Below are 18,559 nucleotides of genomic sequence, written 5' to 3'. Positions count from 1 at the left end.
TGTGATCGAAAAGCTTCGCAGTTCCGTTGAAATCTTCAACATCCGCACCCGGCAAAACCGGGTGGTGTGGCAGACGCCGGAACTGTTTGAGGCGCCCAACTGGTCGCCGGATGGGCAGTCTCTTCTGCTCAACAGCGAGGGGCTGATGTATCGGCTGTCTCTGACTGGTGACGTATTGCCGCTTGTTCTCGACACCGGCTTTGCGACGCAGTGCAACAATGACCACGGCATTTCGCCGGATGGGTCGATGATCGCAATTTCCGATAAGATCGAATTCGGCAAAAGCGCGATATATCTACTGCCGTCAGCAGGCGGAACGCCTAAGCTGATGACGCACAATCTGCCGTCGTACTGGCACGGCTGGGCACCTGATAGCAAAAGCTTTGCCTATTGTGGCATCCGCGATCAGATATTCGATATCTATTCCATGGATATCGAAAGCGGCGAAGAGACGCGCTTGACCCACGGCGAAGGTCGCAATGATGGGCCTGACTATTCGGCGGATGGTCGGTGGATCTATTTCAACTCCAGCCGCACGGGCCGGATGCAAATTTGGCGCGTGCCGGTTGGCGGCGGCGAGGTTGAGCGTATCACCGACAGCGAGTTTGGAGACTGGTTTCCGCATCCGTCACCCGTGGGTGACAAGATCGTCTTCGTCTCTTACGATGCCGATGTTTTCGACCATCCACGCGATCTGAAAGTGCGGGTGCGACTGATGGATATGGATGGCGGCAATGCGGAAACGCTTTTTGATCTGTTTGGCGGGCAGGGTACGATGAACTCTCCCAACTGGTCACCTGCCGGTGACGAATTTGCCTATGTCAGATATTTCCCCGCGTGAAAGCTGAAATCGCACAAAAAAGCCCGACCAAGGCATGACACCTGGGTCGGGCTCTCAGACATAAAAGTCTTGTCGCTTAAAATACTGCGAGGTACTTCAGCAACGAAATAATACCGATGATGATGACGATAACCTGAGCGATCTGCTTCGCGCTGCCGCCAACGGGCAGGCGGTTGATCAGCCAAAGAATAAGTACGATGACCAGAAATGTGATGAGAATGCTAACGAGTGTACCAGTAACCATGTGTCCCAGCTCCTATTTTCGATAAATCCGTAACGGTTCATCACCGTTCCGTGAGTAGAACCGCGACAGCGTCTTTTGGTTCCATTGTGCAAAATGTAATTTTCGACAATTCGAATGTGAGGGTGGCTTGAGCGAGATCAGGATCAGAAAACGCAAGACCGGTGCATCTGCCACATTGGGCCGTAATGGTCATCCGCATCTCGAAACGCCGACCGGCGGCACGATGCCAGTGGTCACAGGCGCGTCTGACCCCGGGTTTAACCCGCTTGATTTGCTCTACGCATCGCTTGCCGCCTGCATGGTTCTCAGCGCGCGCATTGCCGCCAGCGAGATGGGCATTCTCAATCGTTTTGAGGGTGTGCAGGCGCAAGTTACAGGTGAGAAGTCCGATGAGGAGCCTTCGCGGATCATAAGCTTTGATGTACGGTTGACTATCCGTGGCGATTTTGATGAGGACACCAAACTCGCCATAGCGCACAGAGCGGAAGAGATATGCACCGTCAGCAACACGCTGCGGGGCGATGCGCGCTTTACGCTTGCGGTGGAATGATCAGCGGTGCGCTTTTTCCCATTTGCGGATAAGACGGTCCCGCTTGAGTTTCGACAGGCGCTTCAGCCAGAACACGCCGTTCAGCTGATCGATTTCATGCTGAATGCAGATCGCGTGGAAACCATCCGACTGCTCATCATGCCACGAGCCTGACACGTCCTGATACCGAAGCTTCACACGTGATGGCCGCTCGACCTCCTCGGTAAAGCCCGGCATGGAAACGCTGCCTTCCATGTGCCGCATTGTCTCACCGGATAGCTCGCTTATTTCAGCGTTGACATAGGTGCGCACCGCGCCGGGTGTGAGTTCCAGCACGAAGACGCGTTTGAGGACGCCGATATGGGCGGCGGTAATGCCGACGCCGGGCGCGGCGCGCATCGTGTCGAGCAAATCCTTTTCCAGCTCCGCAAGCGAAGGGCCAAAGTCTTTGACCGGTTCGCAGTGGGTTGAAAGCGCTACATGTGGATAGGTCACGATGGAACGGATTGCCATGTCGATATTCCATTCATTCCATGAGGCTTAAAGCGGGTCTTGGAGTGCCACATCCGAGGCGGAGCTTGCAAGCTCACCGGCCTCGCTTGTCAGTGCCACCCATGTCCGCTGCGTTCTTGGGTCACGCTTGCCGATAGTCAGAAATCGCCCCGACAGAGTATTTATTTCACGCAAAACAAGCGCGTGCTCAATGCCGAGCTTGTTGGAAAGACTACGGCTGTCCGTGCCGACACCGAAGTGGACGGCTGCAATCAGTGCGGCCCCCGTCGCGTCAAGCGCGACAGGGGCCGTCTGGCTGATCTGTTCCACAACGGCCATGAAGCGCGCTGCGGATTGATCTTCGTTCATCAGGCAGCTGTTTCTGCGCGCAGGCGCACCGACACGAGAACCGACTTAGACGTTGGTGTGAAGCTGCCTTCGCCATAGCTGTGAAGCGGCACCAGCACGTTCAGCTCAGGATAATATCCGCCGATGCTGCCTTCTGGAATGTTGTAGGGCACCAGGCGGAAGTTTTCGGCCATGCGCTCTACGCCATCACCATATTCACCGATCACGTCCACGCGCTGCTTGGCATGGGCGCCGAGTGCTTCCATGTCTTTCGGGTTCATGAAGATGACCTGACGCTCGCCATAAACGCCGCGGTAACGGTCATCCATGCCGTAGATGGTGGTGTTGTACTGGTCATGGCTGCGGAATGTCTGCAGCACGAAAACCCCTCGCTTGGTGAGAGCTTCCTGATGCTCGGTCTTTTCCGGCAGTGGGCCGGTGAAGAACGTTGCCTTCTTGGCAGGCGTGTTCCACTCGCGTTCTGCTGCAGCATTGCGCAGATGGAAACCACGCGGCACGCGGACGCGCTCGTTGAAATTATGGAATCCGACAATGACACGTTCGATCATGTCACGGATGAGATCGTAATCGTCTGCAAGTGCGTTCCAGTTCACGCGCTCATTGCCAAGCGTCGCCTGGGCAATGCCGGCCACGATGGCGATTTCCGAGCGCAGTTCCGGCGATGCGGGTTCGTTGATACCGCCCGAGCCGTGCACCATGCTCATGGAGTCTTCCACGGTCACGATCTGGGGCTTGCCCTGAGAGTTTCGGTCGATTTCTGTGCGGCCGAGGCAGGGCAGGATGAAGGATGTTTCGCCGGGAACGAGGTGCGAGTGATTGAGCTTGGTGGCGATGTTGACCGTCAGCTTCTGCTTTTCGAAAGCCTTGATAATCAGCGGGCTGTCCGGTGTTGCGCGCAGGAAGTTGCCGCCTAGGGCGATGAAGGCTTGCGCCTTGCCATCGAGCATTGCCGAGATGGCTTCGACAGTGTTGTGGCCACGGTTGCGCGGCATCGGCACGCCGAGTTCTTTTTCCAGAGCGTCGAGGAGGGCAGGTGGCGCCTTCTCATCGATACCGACAGTGCGGTCGCCCTGAACATTCGAGTGGCCGCGCACCGGGCAGAGACCAGCACCGGGGCGACCGATATTGCCGCGCAGCAGCATGAAGTTGGTGATTTCTCTGATGATGATGACGGAGTGTTTGTGCTGGGTGATGCCCATTGCCCATGTGGCAATGACGGCATTCGACGCCATGTAAATGCCCGCCGCTTCCTCGATCTGCTCGCGCGTCAGGCCGGACTGGTCAATGATGGCTTCCCATGATGTTGCGTCCACAGCGGCGCGGTAGGCTTCGAACTCGACAGCGTGCTCATTGAGGAAATCATAGTCGATGACTGCAGGCTTTCCAGCGGCGCGGGCGGCATCATCCGCTGCGAATACGGCCTTGCTCATGCCGCGCACAGCAGCCATGTCGCCACCCTGGCGGGGCTGGTAGTAATTCGTCGCAATCTTGGTATTGCCGCCGGTGATCATTTCCAGCTTGTCTTGCGGATCAGTAAACCGCTCCAGACCCTTCTCACGGATAGGGTTGAACACGGCAATGCGTGCGCCACGAATGGCCGCACGGCGCAAGTCACCCAGCATGCGCGGGTGGTTGGTGCCGGGGTTTTGGCCGATGACGAAAATAGCGTCCGCTTTTTCGAAATCTTCCAGAAGAACGGTGCCTTTGCCCACGCCGACAGAAGCCTTCAAGCCAACGCCGCTGGCTTCGTGGCACATGTTGGAGCAATCGGGAAAATTGTTTGTGCCGTAAAGACGGACCATCAGCTGATAGAGGAAGGCAGCCTCATTGGAGGCGCGGCCGGACGTGTAGAACTCGGCGCGGTCAGGGCTATCCAGACTGTTGAGGACCTTGCCGATTTCAGCAAAGGCGGCGTCCCAGCTCACCGGCAGATATGTGTCGGTTGCCCGGTCGTAACGAAGTGGATTTGTTAGGCGACCCTGCTTTTCCAGCTCGTAATCCGACCATTTGCGGAGGGCAGATACCGTGTGGTTGGCAAAGAAGTCTGGCGGCACACGCGCTTCCGTGGCTTCCCAGGCAACGGCCTTCACGCCGTTTTCGCAGAACTCGAAAGATGAACCATGGGCTGGATCTCCCCATGCGCAACCGGGACAATCGAAACCATCGGGCTGGTTTGCTTTCAGCAGAGTTCTTGCGCCTGAAATCGGAGCGCCCGATTCCAGAAGGCGCTTGCCCACGCTCTTGAGTGCGCCCCAACCGCCAGCCGCGCTGGAAGCCTTGCCGATGAAATCCATCTTGCCCATTATAAGGTCTCTTTCTTATCTAAATTTTGCCTGCTGCCCGTTGCCTGTGCCATGCAGGTGCGGTGATTATTGCAGCATTTTGTTTCAGATTCCCGGATAACTGACACATGTCAACTCGTAACTGAGCGAGTTTCGAAATTGAACGCTGAATTCGCTGAGACTTTCTCGCACTTCTTTATCGCGAATGAGTTGCCATCTCGTTGATAATCCATAGCAAGCGCTCGCCTTTTCTCCTATCCTGTTGTTGACATTACGCTTTTTAAAGCCATTCTCCTGCACTTTGGCGAAGCAGGCAGTTTACCGGATAAAGGGGCGTAATTTGACGCAAGCGGACGACCATCATTCCGTGCCGGAAGACGCCAAGCGGCCCGATATTATGGCCGACATCTATGCTGAAGACGGCTCCATACGCTCCGACTTTCTGGCGATGGTGGGTGCCGCTATTGGTGATCGGGATGTGCTTTTCCTAAGGCAGAACGTCGCTCGCCTGCACGAATCGGAACTCGGCGACCTCTTGGAATCCATTTTGCCAGAGCAGCGCCACGCCATGGTGCGCCTGCTGGGCTCCGATTTTGACATGACGGCGCTGACCGAGGTGGATGAGGCGATTCGTCTCGACATCGTCGAGCAGATGCCGAATGACCAGATTGCAGCCGGTATCGGCGAGATGGATTCGGATGACGCCGTCTACATTCTCGAAGACATGGACCGCGAAGACCGCGAGGACATTCTTGCGCAGATGCCGTTTACCGAGCGGGTGCGGTTGCTGCGCGCACTCGATTATCCGGAAAGCTCGGCTGGTCGCCGTATGCAGACGGAGTTCGTGGCTGTGCCACCTTTCTGGACCGTCGGCCAAACCATCGACTACATGCGCGAGGAAGAGGAGCTTCCCGAATCCTTTTCACAAATCTTCGTCGTTGATCCAACCTTCAAGCTGGTTGGCGCTCTCGATCTTGACCGGCTGCTGCGGTCCAAGCGGCAGGTGAAGATCGAAACGATCATGCATGAGACGAACCATCCGATTGCAGCCGAGATGGACCAGGAAGAAGCCGCGCAACTCTTCGAGCAATACGACCTTCTCTCCGCTGCTGTCGTGGATGATAATGGCCGTCTGGTGGGTGTTCTCACCATCGATGACGTTGTCGACGTGATGCAGGAAGAGGCGGAGGAAGACTTGCTGCGCCTTGGCGGCGTGGGTGACGAAGAGCTTTCCGACTCGATTGCGGTTACCTCGCGCTCGCGCGTACCGTGGCTGGCCGTCAACCTGATCACCGCCTTCATGGCCGCATCCGTGATCGGTCTTTTTGATGCGACTATCGAACAGATCGTGGCGCTGGCTATCCTCATGCCAATCGTTGCTGGCATGGGCGGCAACGCCGGATCACAGACAATGACCGTGTCAGTGCGGGCGCTGGCAACCAAAAACCTCGATATCCACAACGCGTCCCGCATCATAAGGCGTGAAGCGGGCGTTGGCCTTCTCAATGGCGCGCTGTTTGGCTGTGCCATCGGCGTCATCGCCGGTCTGTGGTTCAACGACGTCAATCTTGGCGGCATCATTGCAACGGCGATGCTCATCAACATGTTCGCAGCGGCGATAGCCGGCATCATCATTCCGCTACTGCTCGACAAGTTCGGCGCAGACCCTGCAGTATCCTCGGCTGTCTTCGTCACTGCGGTCACCGACATAGTCGGTTTCTTCTCTTTCCTCGGCCTGGCCACTTGGTGGTTTGGTATTTCCGGCTAATGCCTCAAAATTGACTTTTACGTGAAGGTCAATCATAGTGTCAGACATGAAGAAGAGTTATGAGGCCCGATGTGCTTCGTCATTCTATCTTGTTGTTTGAGCGCCGGATACTCTGAAAACTGTCTTTCATTTTCGGTCCTGTGCTCCAGAATCGGATGAAGCTTTGAACAAGTATTATAGCATTACGGAACTGACGCGTGAATTCGGGGTCTCCACCCGCACTCTTCGTTTTTATGAGGATGAGGGCCTTATTCATCCTGAGCGTCGTGGGCGCACGCGACTGTTTCGCATGGCAGATCGCAGGCTCATTCAGGAAATACTGCGCGGCAGACGTATTGGCTTCACCATCGCCGAAATCCGAGAAATCATTCAGGTCTACAAAGAGCCACCGGGCGAGTCCGGGCAGCTTGAGCTTCTGATGAAAAAGGTTGACGAGAAGCGTGCCGACCTTCGCCAGAAGCGTAAGGACATAGAGGAAACGCTTCTGGAATTGGACAATGTCGAAGAAGCATGCCTGACGCGGCTAGCCGAAATCGGCGTTGGTACCTGATCGATACCCACTACATCTCGCGTGAGCATTGAGCGGCGATCTCGCCGATTTTGGACTGCTGCGCCTCAGCGAGTGTATTTGTCACCATCGGCTCAAACAGGCTTTCCGCCTGCAGCTTTTCCAGGGTGCAGCCGCAGAAGCGCTGGCAAAGATCCACATCATTTTGTTGCTGAAGACAGCTTACCTCACAGCTCTTCTTGTATGCTTCCACCTGATCGATGGGTGGAGGAGGCAGGATGATTGACGCCACGTACACGATGGCGATCAGCACCGGCTGGTGGACTAAGTAGAATGCAAGACTGTGGCGCCCGAACAGAGCCAGAATATTCTTCCGCCCGCTGGGCTTCCTGAAGCGATCAAGCCAGCCGCGTGGCGTTACGAATTGGGAGATCGCCAGCCCCAGAAGAAACGGTGCCAGAAAAGGCAGCAGTGGGACGTAGTCGTTTGAGCGAGGAGGCGCGGTCGACAATCCGATCCATGACAACCAGATGGGATTGAACGCGTCTGAGCTGAGATAACGCGGTGCGACAAGGGCAAGCGCTGCAAAAACCAGCGTCACGAAGAAGGGAAGCCGCAGGAACAGCAGGCCTAGCAGGCTGGCAGTCGCGATATTGTGGAGAATGCCAAAGAAAATCCAGCCGTCCGGCACCGCAAAATAGGTCGCGACAGAGATCAGGAGTGCAGCTCCAGCGACCATGGCAAAACGTTTGCCGTAGGATGGCCAGTGCACGCCGCGCCGATGCGCAAGGTACAGGCTGAAACCGGCCAGAAACAGAAACGTACTGGCTATTCCACGCGCATAAAGCCGCCACCAGCCCTGCGTTGCCGTGCCCGGATCCAGATATCCGAACATCTCCAGATCCCAGGTAAAGTGGTAGCTTGCCATGGCAATGAGGGCGATGCCGCGCAATGTATCCAGTGCGCCAATTCGGCCTTTTGATCGTGTAATATCAGCCGTTGCCGGAACTTCACTCATACATCCGTCCTTCGCAACGGTAACAATCTATTCGCAGCGCTTCGCCTGTGAAGTACGGCGATTTCATGGCGCTTTCGGGTCGTCCATAATGGCGAGCCGCGCTTCCGAGAAGAACTGCCGACGCAACAGTGCCACCATGATGATGACCGTCGTCGCCATAAAAACGTAGGGGCTGATGAACCAGCCGAGATAGCCGATGGAAAAGAAGATGGTTCTGAGGCCCTCGTTAAAGTTTTTCGCGGCGATGATGTTCATGCGAATAACTTTTTCAGCGGCACGCTCCGCTGCCTGCCGGTTCTCATTGGTCTGATGCATCATTGGCATGCCACCAAAGAGAATGGTGCAGTAGTTGAACAGACGGTAGGACCAACCAAATTTGAAGAAAGCATAGCCGAAGAGACAGGTCAGCCCCATGACCTTCAGCTCAAAGGCAGTGCGGCCAGCATAGTGAACGAAGGGCAGATCCCGGAATACGGATTCGACCTGATCCGTTGCGCCAAGCAGCGCGAAGCATCCGCCGATAGCAAATATGGAGGTAGAGGCAAAGAAGGCAGTGCCATTCTGCAAGCCCGCCATGATTTGCGTATCGATCATTTTCAGGTCGCGGGTCAGTGAATTGTAGATCCACTGACGGCGACGTTCTCCCATCGCCTGATTGAGGCTTGTGCGTGAAAATGGCGTTTTTGCCGTGGTGATGTAGGTGTAGGCAATCCACAGCACCAAAAAAACGATCAACGCTACGTAATCAATGGTCGTCATGATTGCTGTCTACCTTTGGCTCTTGGTCCGAATCTCCCGCGCTATATTGAGGGGATTTGACCGCATGGCAATCTGGCTGGAAAATCATCCATCCGTTCTTTCTGTGTCGGCGCTAACTGTATGGTAACAAAATACCGGCATTGGTGTTGCTGCACGCCGGATTTGGTTTTTCGTACCGGCTGTGCATCCTCTTAGTTTGACAATGTCACGGATCATCCCTATTTTTAGATGACGATCCGGCGCTTTTGAGCCGAGCACGTTTGCTGACATGTCCGCATTGTGTGGACGGGCAAATTGGCTTGGTTTCACTACCGGGTGAGTGTGACGGGATTGACCGGGAGAACGCCTCCATATCTACGAATCGTTCTCTTTTCCCGTCAAACGCTGCCAGGCTTGCGACTGATGTCGCAGAGGCAGCCGGATCGTTTTCAATCCCATTGAATGATATATCGAATGCTTGATGCGTCCCGCTGTGTGCTTGTCCTTGGCGGTGCTCGCTCGGGCAAGTCTGCGTTTGCCGAGCAGATGGTTCTCTCGCAAGAGGGGCGGGCGCATTACATAGCCACTGGTCGGGCATGGGATGACGAAATGAAGGAGCGCATCCTTCATCATCGCGACCGCCGTGGCGAGGGCTGGGAGACGCATGAAGAACCGCTGGCGCTGACCGACACGCTCAAGCGGCTGGATCATCCTGATAACACCATCCTCGTCGATTGTCTGACGCTTTGGGTGACCAATTTGATGCTGGAGGAGGGCGTGAACGTAGAGGACGCGTTTGCGCCTCTGGTTGCGCATGCCAGCCAGGCAAAGGCCAAAATCGTCTTTGTTTCCAACGAGGTGGGCCTCGGAATCGTGCCCGATAATCGCATGGCTCGGCAGTTTCGCGATCATTCCGGACGCCTGCACCAGCAGATCGCAGCTGTTGCCAGTGAGGTTTACTTCATTGCCGCTGGGTTGCCCCTCAAAATAAAGGGCTGATCGCTCTTAAGCGATTTTGCGCTCCACCTTCCATTGCCCCGACTTGATATGGATCAAGGCCGCTTGCCCCTAGCGGTGTCAAAGCAGCAGATGACGCGAAAGCACGTTTGCCGCCTTCATGAGTGGTGCCTGCCCAGCGTCTTATCTGCGATGACGTTGGGGGAAACCAACAATGAACTCTGTATTAGGAATTGCGACGGTCGGCATCGGTGCCTTCCTCGCGCTACTCGGGGCGGCTTTCGCCTACGATGATCTTTTTGCCGCCCATATGTGGGTGCTGTTTTTCGTGCTGTTGACGGGCGCGGCCATCATGCTGCGCTTCGTTTCCTTTGCACCAGTCGATCCTGCTGAAAAAGCACGGCTTCAGTCGGAGTATTTCGATGGGGTCATTCGCTATGGCGTGATTGCCACCGTATTTTGGGGTGTTGTCGGTTTCCTCGTGGGCGTCGTCATTGCCCTGCAACTGGCTTTTCCCGACCTCAACGTCGAACCCTGGTTCAATTTCGGTCGCGTTCGCCCACTCCACACCTCAGCTGTGATTTTTGCGTTCGGCGGCAACGCGCTGATTGCAACGTCTTTTTATGTCGTCCAGCGCACATCGCGGGCACGGTTGTTCGGCGGCGATCTCGGTTGGTTCGTGTTCTGGGGTTACAATCTCTTCATCATCATGGCGGCTACCGGCTACCTTCTGGGCATCACCCAGAGCAAGGAATATGCCGAGCCTGAATGGTATGTAGATATCTGGCTGACGATTGTCTGGGTCTGTTATCTCATCACCTTCCTGGGTACGATCCTGAAGCGGAAAGAGCCGCACATCTATGTTGCGAACTGGTTCTACCTCGCCTTCATCGTTACCATCGCCATGCTGCACATCGTCAACAACCTGTCGATGCCGGTCTCGTTTCTCGGGGTGAAAAGCTACTCCGCTTTCTCGGGCGTACAGGATGCGCTGACACAGTGGTGGTACGGGCACAACGCCGTCGGCTTCTTCCTCACCGCCGGTTTCCTCGGCATGATGTACTACTTCATTCCCAAGCAGGTGAACCGCCCGGTCTATTCCTACCGCTTGTCGATCATCCACTTCTGGGCGTTGATCTTCATGTATATCTGGGCTGGCCCGCACCATCTGCACTATACGGCTCTGCCTGACTGGGCGCAGACGCTGGGCATGGTCTTTTCCATCATGCTGTGGATGCCGTCCTGGGGTGGCATGATCAACGGTCTGATGACGCTGTCTGGCGCATGGGACAAGATCCGTACTGATCCTATCGTTCGTATGATGGTCATGGCTGTTGCTTTCTATGGCATGGCGACGTTCGAAGGCCCGATGATGTCCATCAAGGCCGTCAATTCGCTCAGCCACTATACCGACTGGACCATCGGCCATGTTCACTCCGGCGCTCTTGGCTGGAACGGAATGATCACCTTCGGTGCGATCTACTACCTGACGCCAAAATTGTGGAACCGTGAACGGCTCTACAGCATGCAGATGGTCAACTGGCACTTCTGGCTCGCAACACTCGGCATCGTCGTCTACGCCGCCGTCATGTGGGTAGCCGGCATCCAGCAGGGATTGATGTGGCGCGAATACGACTCGCAGGGCTTCCTGGTTTACTCCTTTGCCGAAACCGTCGCCGCACTCTTCCCTTACTATCTGCTGCGTGCACTGGGCGGCGCCATGTTCCTCGGAGGCGCGCTGATCATGGCCTACAACGTAACCATGACAATTCTCGGCTACCAGCGTGACGAAGCGGGCTTCAAGACCGCCGCGCCCAAGCTGCAACCGGCGGAATAAGGAGTTTCACCATGTCCATTCTCGACAAACATGGCGTCATCGAACGAAACGCAACCTTGCTGCTCGTCGGTTCGCTGGCTGTCGTCGCCATCGGCGGTATCGTGGAAATCGCGCCGCTGTTCTACCTCGAAAATACCATCGAGAAGGTGGAGGGAATGCGGCCTTATTCACCTCTCGAACTGGCGGGCCGCAACATCTATCTGCGTGAGGGCTGCTACGTTTGTCACAGCCAGATGATCCGGCCTTTCCGTGACGAAGTGGAGCGTTACGGTCATTACAGCCTTGCTGCGGAAAGCATGTACGACCACCCGTTCCAGTGGGGCTCGAAACGCACTGGGCCGGACCTTGCGCGTCTGGGTGGGCGCTATTCCAACGAGTGGCACGTACAGCATCTGAACGAGCCGCGTGACGTCGTGCCGGAATCGGTGATGCCCAGCTACTCGTTCCTGAAGACCACGCCACTCAAGGTCACCAACATTTCCATGGACCTGAAGGCCAACCGGATGGTGGGCGTTCCCTATAGTGATGAAATGATCGACAGAGCCGTGGCTGATCTTCACGCGCAGGCTGATCCCAACGCCGACACAACGAGCCTTGAGGCCCGTTATCCGAAGGCGAAAATCGGCGATTTCGACGGTGATCCGGCAAAGCTGACTGAAATGGATGCGCTGGTTGCCTATCTGCAAATGCTCGGCACGCTGGTCGATTTCTCGACCTATGACGATGCCGCCGGTTATCGCTGAGGAGGCGCACCATGGAAACCTATACCGCCATGCGCCACTTCGCCGATAGCTGGGGCTTGCTTGCCATGGCCCTGTTCTTCGCAGGGGTCGTCGTTTTCACGCTTCGTCCAGGGTCCAAGAAAGCCGCAGACGATGCTGCCAGCATTCCGCTCAAGGAGGACTGAACATGTCCGATAAACACATTGACGACGTCAGCGGCGTCTCGACCACCGGTCACGAGTGGGACGGCATTCGCGAACTCAACAACCCCATGCCGCGCTGGTGGGTGTGGACGTTCTATGTCACCATCGTCTGGGCCATTGGCTACACCATTGCCTTTCCCGCATGGCCGCTCATCAGTGGCAGCACTCAGGGACTTCTCGGCTGGCACAGCCGCGCAGAGTTTGTTGCTGAAACCACTCTCGCGAAGGCGGCACAGAATGTCTATCTGGAGAAGATTGCCTCATCGACCTTTGATGAGATCAAGGCTGATCCCGAACTCATGCAGTTTGCAGTGGCGGGCGGCGCGGCAGCGTTTAAGGTCAACTGTATCCAGTGCCATGGCTCGGGTGCGGAAGGTGGAAACGGCTATCCAAACCTCAATGATGACGACTGGCTTTGGGGCGGCAATGTGGATGCCATTCACACGACCATCACCCATGGCATCCGCTTCAATGAAGATGCCGATACCCGCATGTCGGAAATGCCTGCTTTCGCTGAAATTCTGAAAGGCGATGAGATCAAACAGGTCGCGGCTTATGTTGTGAGCCTTACGGGCACGCCGCACAATGCCGCACTGGTGGAGCCAGGTCGTCAGGTCTATGCAGACAATTGCGCTTCGTGCCACGGTGAAGACGCAAAAGGCAACCGCGAATTCGGTGCGCCAAATCTTGCCGATGCAATCTGGTTGAAGGCGAATGGCGAGGACGGGATCATTGCCCAGGTCCGTGCTCCAAAGCATGGCGCAATGCCCGCTTGGGGTGCCCGCCTTGGCGATACGACAGTCAAGCAGCTGACGCTGTTTGTCCATTCGTTGGGCGGCGGCGAGTAAGGGACTTTATCTCACCTCACCACCTGTTCAACAAAGACGAATGAGGGCTGGTTTCAGGCCTCATTCACCCTCGACCAACGCCTTCAACCTCTCAAGATCGGCGCGTACCATCGCCGCATCGCGCTCGAAATTCGCATCACTCGTGCCGGGCAGCTTCATCAGCGTAAAAGCGACCTCCGCACCGTCACCATTTGGCGAGACGCGAAAGGCATTATAGACCTTCAGTCCATCCGGCAGCGTCACGCGGTGATCGATCACGCCGAATTCGTTTCGGTCTGCAAATTTTACCCTGACATCCCCCAGCGGGCCGGACGCGATCCATTCCTCTCCATCCTGCACCAGCCCCGTGGCAAGTCCCGCAGCCCATTGGGGCATGCGAGCGGGATCGGATGCGAAGGCATAAACCTCTTCCCACGGCCGCACGATGGACAGATGGATGATGCGTGATGGCATGACCGTCATGGTTCTGTTCCTCCCGCTGATCGTTTGGGGTGCGTCACATTGGTCCACTTGACCTAAGTCAAGGATGGTTGCCCGGCAAAATGTCAAAACGCAAGGACAAGAAACCGGACACTCACGACCATGAACATATACACCGCCGAAAATGTGGGTGATGGCTCTGATACGGTCGAAAGACTGCATGCCGAGCCCGTCAACTCCGCCAAAATCAGACAACCGCTTTACGAGTCGCGCAAGAAGATATTTCCCAAGCGTGCCGAAGGGCGGTTCCGGCGGTTCAAATGGATCGTGATGCTGGTAACGTTAGGGATCTATTATCTCACGCCTTGGCTGAGATGGGATCGCGGGCCTTATGCGCCTGATCAGGCGGTGCTGATCGATATCGTCAATCGCCGCTTCTATTTCTTTTTCATCGAAATATGGCCCCAGGAATTCTTCTATGTCGCGGGGCTGCTCGTCATGGCCGGTTTCGGCCTGTTCCTGCTGACATCTGCCGTCGGGCGCGCCTGGTGCGGGTATACCTGTCCGCAGACGGTCTGGGTCGATCTGTTTCTGGTGGTGGAGCGTTACATCGAGGGTGATCGCAATGCGCGCATGAAGCTCGATGCCGGTCCATGGACATTCGATAAGATCCGCAAACGGGTGCTCAAGCATTCGACATGGCTCGTCATCGGAGTTTTGACGGGTGGTGCGTGGATATTCTATTTTGCCGACGCGCCAACGCTTGCCATGCAGTTTCTGACCGGCCAAGCGGCGATGGTTGCCTATTATACCGTCGCGATCCTGACCGCGACGACCTACGTGTTCGGCGGATTGATGCGCGAGCAGGTCTGCACCTACATGTGTCCATGGCCGCGCATTCAGGCAGCCATGCTGGATGAGCATTCGCTGGTCGTGACCTATAATGACTGGCGCGGAGAGCCTCGTACGCAGCATGCCAAAAAGGCGATTGCTGCCGGTGAAGCCGTGGGCGATTGTGTCGATTGCAATGCCTGCGTTGCCGTCTGTCCCATGGGTATCGATATCAGGGACGGGCAGCAGCTGGAGTGCATCACCTGTGCGCTTTGCATCGATGCCTGCGATGGCGTGATGGACAAGCTTTCGAAGCCTCGTGGTCTGATTGCCTATGCAACGCTGAACGAATACGAGGCCAATATGGCGCTTGCGACCGATAACAGTGCGCAGAGCATACAGCCCTCGAAAGTTCGAAATCCCGATGGACGCTTTCTGGATGCCGTCAGGCATTTCGACTGGCATATTATCTACCGCCCACGCACGGTATTTTATCTGACTATCTGGTGTCTCGTCGGCGTCGTTATGATGGTGAGTCTTGCGACACGGGAGCGGCTGGCGGTGAATGTGTTGCATGACCGCAATCCGCAATATGTTCTGGAATCGGGCGGCTCCATTCGAAATGGCTATACCATTCGTCTGCTGAACATGATCGCCCAGCCGCGCGACATCACACTGTCCATCGACGGGCTGCCGCAGGCGGTGATGAAAATCAACGGTGTCAGCGATCTACCGGCCCGTAGCTTCACTATCCAGGTGAAGCCGGACGAAGTCACCAATCTCAGGGTTTTCGTGACCCTGCCGGGGGATGCCGCGACACATTCAGCCGAAGATTTCTACTTCATCGCCACCGATGCCGAATATTCGGAAACTGCGCATTACAAGGCCGCATTCAATGGGCCGGGAGCACACAAATGAGCGCTGAACCAAGCGAAAAGCCGGATTTCACCTTTACCGGCTGGCATATGCTGACCATCATGCTTCTGTTTTTCGGCACCATCATTTCCGTCAATGTGACCATGGCGTGGAATGCAGTCACCAGCTGGAGCGGGCTTGTGGTGCCAAACACCTATGTGGCCAGCCAGCAGTTCAACGGCAAGGCGGAGGCCGCCAAGGCACGGGCGGCGAGCGGCATCGTGGGCGCACTCCATATTGAGGGCAACGCAATAGCCTATGATGTGTCCCATCCCCAGCGCGGTGCCATCGATACCGATTCCGTGACGTTGAACTTCCGCCGCCCGGTGGGGGAAAAGCAGGATTTTTCGCTCAATCTGGACAAGCAGGCGACCAATATCTTTACCGCCCAGCATGATCTTGCCGCGGGGGACTGGATCGTCGAGGCCATTGCGGTGAAGGATGGCAAGGTCATCGTTCACACAGGTTCGCGCATTGATATTGCAGGCGGTGTGAGATGAGTTGCTGCGCTCCCGGAACAGAAATGGCTCTTGAAAAGAGCGGCCTCAAGCGCGCGCTGCCATCGTCGGAAGAGTTGGTGCTGGCCAGCCGAGATCTGGGCCAGGGATTGCGCCAGACCGATCTATCGGTGCCGGGCGTGCACTGCGGTGCCTGCATTATCACGCTTGAGACCGCGCTGAACCATATGCCGCAAGTGGAGCGAGCCCGCGTCAATCTTTCCTCCAAACGGGTTTCCATCGTATGGAAAGAAGCGGTGGAAGGCGTGACCACGGACCCGGCTGATCTGGCAAGAGCGGTGGCCGCAACAGGATATGAGGCGCATCTCTATGGCTCGGCGCAGGAAGCCTCAGACGACATGCGTGACAAGCTGATCCGTGCTGTCGGGCTGACGGGCTTTGCTGCCGTCAACATCATGCTGCTTTCGATCTCGGTCTGGTCAGGGGCAGACGCTTCGACCCGCGATATGTTCCACTGGCTTTCGGCGCTGATTGCGGCGCCCGCGCTGATTTACGGTGGTCGCTTCTTTTATATTTCGGCCTATAACGCCCTGAAGCATGGCCGCACCAATATGGACGTGCCCATCGCGCTGGCCATCACGCTGTCTTACACAATCTCGCTTTGGGAAACGATGCACAGTGGTGAGCACGCATGGTTCGACGCCACCACCTCGCTTCTGTTTTTCCTGCTGATCGGGCGGGCGCTGGATCACGTCATGCGTGACAGGGCACGTTCTGCCATTGCAGGTCTTGCCCGGCTTTCGCCACGCGGCGCAACCGTGCTGCTGGCAGATGGAAGCCGCGAATATCGTGCCGTGACCGAAATCATGCCGGGTGATCGCGTGGCAATCGCGGTGGGAGACCGGGTGCCGGTGGATGGTGAAATCGTTAACGGCAGCAGTGATCTGGATATGTCGATTGCCAATGGTGAAAGCGCGCCGCGTGTGGTGCGCACGGGCGATCTCATCCAGGCCGGTACGTTGAACCTGACCGGGCCGCTGGTGATGCAGGCGACGGCTCTTGCCCGCGATTCGTTTCTTTCCGAAATCATCGGCCTCATGGAAGCTGCCGAAGGGGGCAGGGCGCGGTACCGTCGTCTCGCAGATCGCGCAGCACAGTATTATTCGCCTGTCGTCCACCTGTTGGCGCTTGTTTCCTTCATTGCCTGGGGCGTTTTTGGCGGGGACTGGAAACAGGCACTACTGATTGCGATTGCCGTGCTGATTATTACCTGCCCATGCGCGTTGGGCATAGCCGTGCCTGTTGTGCAGGTCGTGGCTGCCGGGCGGCTGTTCAAAAGCGGGATCATGGTGAAAGATGGTTCTGCCATGGAACGGCTCGCTGAAGCCGATATGGTTCTGTTCGACAAAACGGGCACACTGACGCTGGGTCAGCCCCGGCTTGTGAGAACAACGGATATTCCGCCAGACATCATGCAGCTTGCCGCCGGTATTGCTGCGCATTCCCGTCATCCCTTGTCACAGGCGCTTGCCCGTGAATTGGACGGGCCACATTTGACGTTTGAAGACATCGTGGAAATTCCGGGCTCCGGCATGGAAGTGAAAACGGCCGATGGCATTTATCGGCTCGGCAACAGACGCTTTGCAAGCGCAGCATCATCATCAGGTGGGTGCGACCGGCAAGCCACTTCGGAGGTGGTTCTATCGCTTGACGACCGGGAGATTGCGCAGTTCCAGTTCGAAGACAGTGTTCGGCCGGGTGCGTCTGCGGCCATTCAGCTGCTCGCCGAAGATGATATCGATGCGGAAATCGTGTCCGGTGACAGGGTGCAGGCTGTTGCGGCGCTGGCGCGACGGATTGGAATATCGGCGTGGAACGGTGCGCTGGCTCCCGCTGAAAAGGCTCGGCGCTGTGCTGAACTTGCCAGCCAGGGACGAAAGGTTCTGATGGTGGGCGATGGGATCAATGATGCCCCGGCTTTGGCCGCGGCCCATGTTTCCATGGCACCGGCAACGGCAGCTGATATTGGGCGGCAGGCAGCGGATTTCGTCTTCATGCGGGATGATTTGCGCGCCGTATCCTTTGCCGTCGATATCTCCAGAAGGGCAGGCAGGTTGATCCGCCAGAATTTTGCACTTGCGATCGGATACAACATCATTGCCGTTCCGATTGCCCTTGCGGGATACGCAACGCCAATGATTGCAGCCATTGCCATGTCCACATCATCCATCATTGTGGTTGCCAACGCCTTGCGGCTCAACGGATTTGAGAAAACACCGAGCGTGCAGGATGTCGAGGCTGAGCTATCGGAAGTGGAATTCGCATGAACATGCTGATTTTTCTCATTCCAGTCGCTCTTTTGCTGGGAGGTCTTGGGCTGGTCGCATTCCTCTGGTCGCTGAAAAGCGGCCAATATGAGGATATGGACGGCGCGGGTTGGCGTGCACTCGATGACGGAAACGACCGACCGGACGACTGAATAAAAGCCTCATGCGCTGACTGCAAAGCTGAGCTGCGTCATCAAAATTTAATCGTTTCGCTTCGCGTTAGCCTTGCCGTTTCCACATTACAGTGCCACA

20 protein-coding genes are annotated in these 18,559 nt (G+C 56.5%); 13 read left to right on the top strand and 7 right to left on the bottom strand.

Going from position 1 to position 18,559, the window contains the following annotated elements:
• Nucleotides 1–4 precede the first annotated feature (4 nt).
• The gene (locus tag ACQZ51_RS11160) at nt 5–841 is read left to right on the top strand and encodes a TolB family protein (RefSeq protein WP_448777577.1); all 837 of its coding nucleotides are present in this window, start codon (nt 5–7) and stop codon (nt 839–841) included.
• A gap of 76 nt (nt 842–917) precedes the next feature.
• On the opposite strand, the gene ACQZ51_RS11155 is transcribed toward ACQZ51_RS11160, so the two are convergent.
• Nucleotides 918–1,085: a Thivi_2564 family membrane protein gene (locus tag ACQZ51_RS11155; protein WP_042619558.1), complete on the bottom strand. Its 168-nt coding sequence runs from the start codon at nt 1,083–1,085 to the stop codon at nt 918–920.
• Nucleotides 1,086–1,212: 127 nt separating this feature from the next.
• Between ACQZ51_RS11155 and ACQZ51_RS11150 the strand changes: the two genes are divergently transcribed.
• Nucleotides 1,213–1,635, top strand: coding sequence for an OsmC family protein (locus ACQZ51_RS11150; RefSeq protein WP_448777198.1), 423 nt, complete (start codon nt 1,213–1,215; stop codon nt 1,633–1,635).
• Here ACQZ51_RS11150 and ACQZ51_RS11145 read toward each other — a convergent pair whose 3' ends face one another.
• The 3 genes from ACQZ51_RS11145 to ACQZ51_RS11135 are packed head-to-tail and all read right to left on the bottom strand — an operon-like array spanning nt 1,636 to nt 4,778.
• The gene (locus ACQZ51_RS11145; RefSeq protein ID WP_448777196.1) at nt 1,636–2,127 is read right to left on the bottom strand and encodes a peptide deformylase; all 492 of its coding nucleotides are present in this window, start codon (nt 2,125–2,127) and stop codon (nt 1,636–1,638) included.
• 27 nt (nt 2,128–2,154) lie between these two features.
• Complete coding sequence (locus ACQZ51_RS11140) at nt 2,155–2,475, bottom strand: hypothetical protein (protein ID WP_448777194.1); 321 nt, start codon at nt 2,473–2,475, stop codon at nt 2,155–2,157.
• A complete protein-coding gene (locus ACQZ51_RS11135; RefSeq protein ID WP_448777192.1) occupies nt 2,475–4,778 on the bottom strand; it encodes an FdhF/YdeP family oxidoreductase in 2,304 nt (767 codons plus the stop codon). The genes ACQZ51_RS11140 and ACQZ51_RS11135 overlap by 1 nt, the downstream gene beginning before the upstream one ends.
• Nucleotides 4,779–5,154: 376 nt before the next feature.
• Here ACQZ51_RS11135 and mgtE point away from each other — a divergent pair, with 376 nt between their 5' ends.
• Both mgtE and ACQZ51_RS11125 read left to right on the top strand, forming a co-directional pair.
• Nucleotides 5,155–6,525 carry a magnesium transporter gene (gene mgtE, locus ACQZ51_RS11130; protein ID WP_448777575.1) on the top strand — a complete coding sequence of 457 codons (1,371 nt, stop codon included), beginning with the start codon at nt 5,155–5,157 and terminating at the stop codon, nt 6,523–6,525.
• A 163-nt stretch (nt 6,526–6,688) separates the two neighbouring features.
• Entirely contained in the window at nt 6,689–7,075 is a 387-nt protein-coding gene (locus tag ACQZ51_RS11125) for a MerR family transcriptional regulator (RefSeq protein WP_042619552.1), read from the top strand.
• 10 nt (nt 7,076–7,085) lie between these two features.
• Here ACQZ51_RS11125 and ACQZ51_RS11120 read toward each other — a convergent pair whose 3' ends face one another.
• On the bottom strand, nt 7,086–8,051 hold the full coding sequence (locus ACQZ51_RS11120) for a DUF1624 domain-containing protein (RefSeq protein WP_448777190.1): 966 nt from the start codon (nt 8,049–8,051) through the stop codon (nt 7,086–7,088).
• Between the two features lie 63 nt (nt 8,052–8,114).
• The gene (locus ACQZ51_RS11115; protein WP_448777188.1) at nt 8,115–8,810 is read right to left on the bottom strand and encodes a DUF599 domain-containing protein; all 696 of its coding nucleotides are present in this window, start codon (nt 8,808–8,810) and stop codon (nt 8,115–8,117) included.
• Between the two features lie 453 nt (nt 8,811–9,263).
• Here ACQZ51_RS11115 and cobU point away from each other — a divergent pair, with 453 nt between their 5' ends.
• The 5 genes from cobU to ccoP all read left to right on the top strand — a co-directional run bounded on the left by cobU (nt 9,264) and on the right by ccoP (nt 13,356).
• Nucleotides 9,264–9,788 carry a bifunctional adenosylcobinamide kinase/adenosylcobinamide-phosphate guanylyltransferase gene (gene cobU, locus ACQZ51_RS11110; protein WP_448777186.1) on the top strand — a complete coding sequence of 175 codons (525 nt, stop codon included), beginning with the start codon at nt 9,264–9,266 and terminating at the stop codon, nt 9,786–9,788.
• A gap of 172 nt (nt 9,789–9,960) precedes the next feature.
• Nucleotides 9,961–11,583 carry a cytochrome-c oxidase, cbb3-type subunit I gene (gene ccoN, locus ACQZ51_RS11105; protein ID WP_448777184.1) on the top strand — a complete coding sequence of 541 codons (1,623 nt, stop codon included), beginning with the start codon at nt 9,961–9,963 and terminating at the stop codon, nt 11,581–11,583.
• Nucleotides 11,584–11,594: 11 nt separating this feature from the next.
• Nucleotides 11,595–12,326, top strand: coding sequence for a cytochrome-c oxidase, cbb3-type subunit II (gene ccoO / locus ACQZ51_RS11100; RefSeq protein ID WP_448777182.1), 732 nt, complete (start codon nt 11,595–11,597; stop codon nt 12,324–12,326).
• Between the two features lie 11 nt (nt 12,327–12,337).
• On the top strand, nt 12,338–12,490 hold the full coding sequence (locus tag ACQZ51_RS11095) for a CcoQ/FixQ family Cbb3-type cytochrome c oxidase assembly chaperone (protein WP_042619547.1): 153 nt from the start codon (nt 12,338–12,340) through the stop codon (nt 12,488–12,490).
• A gap of 2 nt (nt 12,491–12,492) precedes the next feature.
• The gene (gene ccoP / locus ACQZ51_RS11090; protein ID WP_448777180.1) at nt 12,493–13,356 is read left to right on the top strand and encodes a cytochrome-c oxidase, cbb3-type subunit III; all 864 of its coding nucleotides are present in this window, start codon (nt 12,493–12,495) and stop codon (nt 13,354–13,356) included.
• Nucleotides 13,357–13,416: 60 nt separating this feature from the next.
• On the opposite strand, the gene ACQZ51_RS11085 is transcribed toward ccoP, so the two are convergent.
• The gene (locus ACQZ51_RS11085) at nt 13,417–13,818 is read right to left on the bottom strand and encodes an SRPBCC family protein (protein WP_448777179.1); all 402 of its coding nucleotides are present in this window, start codon (nt 13,816–13,818) and stop codon (nt 13,417–13,419) included.
• Between the two features lie 120 nt (nt 13,819–13,938).
• On the opposite strand from ACQZ51_RS11085, the gene ccoG reads away from it, so the two are divergent.
• The 4 genes from ccoG to ccoS are packed head-to-tail and all read left to right on the top strand — an operon-like array spanning nt 13,939 to nt 18,459.
• Complete coding sequence (gene ccoG, locus ACQZ51_RS11080; protein WP_448777177.1) at nt 13,939–15,525, top strand: cytochrome c oxidase accessory protein CcoG; 1,587 nt, start codon at nt 13,939–13,941, stop codon at nt 15,523–15,525.
• Nucleotides 15,522–16,022 carry a FixH family protein gene (locus tag ACQZ51_RS11075; protein WP_448777175.1) on the top strand — a complete coding sequence of 167 codons (501 nt, stop codon included), beginning with the start codon at nt 15,522–15,524 and terminating at the stop codon, nt 16,020–16,022. The genes ccoG and ACQZ51_RS11075 overlap by 4 nt, the downstream gene beginning before the upstream one ends.
• Nucleotides 16,019–18,307, top strand: coding sequence for a cation-translocating P-type ATPase (locus tag ACQZ51_RS11070; RefSeq protein WP_448777173.1), 2,289 nt, complete (start codon nt 16,019–16,021; stop codon nt 18,305–18,307). Before ACQZ51_RS11075 ends, ACQZ51_RS11070 begins: the two co-directional genes overlap by 4 nt.
• The gene (gene ccoS / locus ACQZ51_RS11065) at nt 18,304–18,459 is read left to right on the top strand and encodes a cbb3-type cytochrome oxidase assembly protein CcoS (protein ID WP_082249961.1); all 156 of its coding nucleotides are present in this window, start codon (nt 18,304–18,306) and stop codon (nt 18,457–18,459) included. Before ACQZ51_RS11070 ends, ccoS begins: the two co-directional genes overlap by 4 nt.
• The last annotated feature ends 100 nt before the right edge of the window (nt 18,460–18,559 follow it).

It is taken from the genome of Agrobacterium sp. CG674, assembly GCF_053521645.1.
This window is presented reverse-complemented; position numbering and strand designations above follow the sequence as displayed.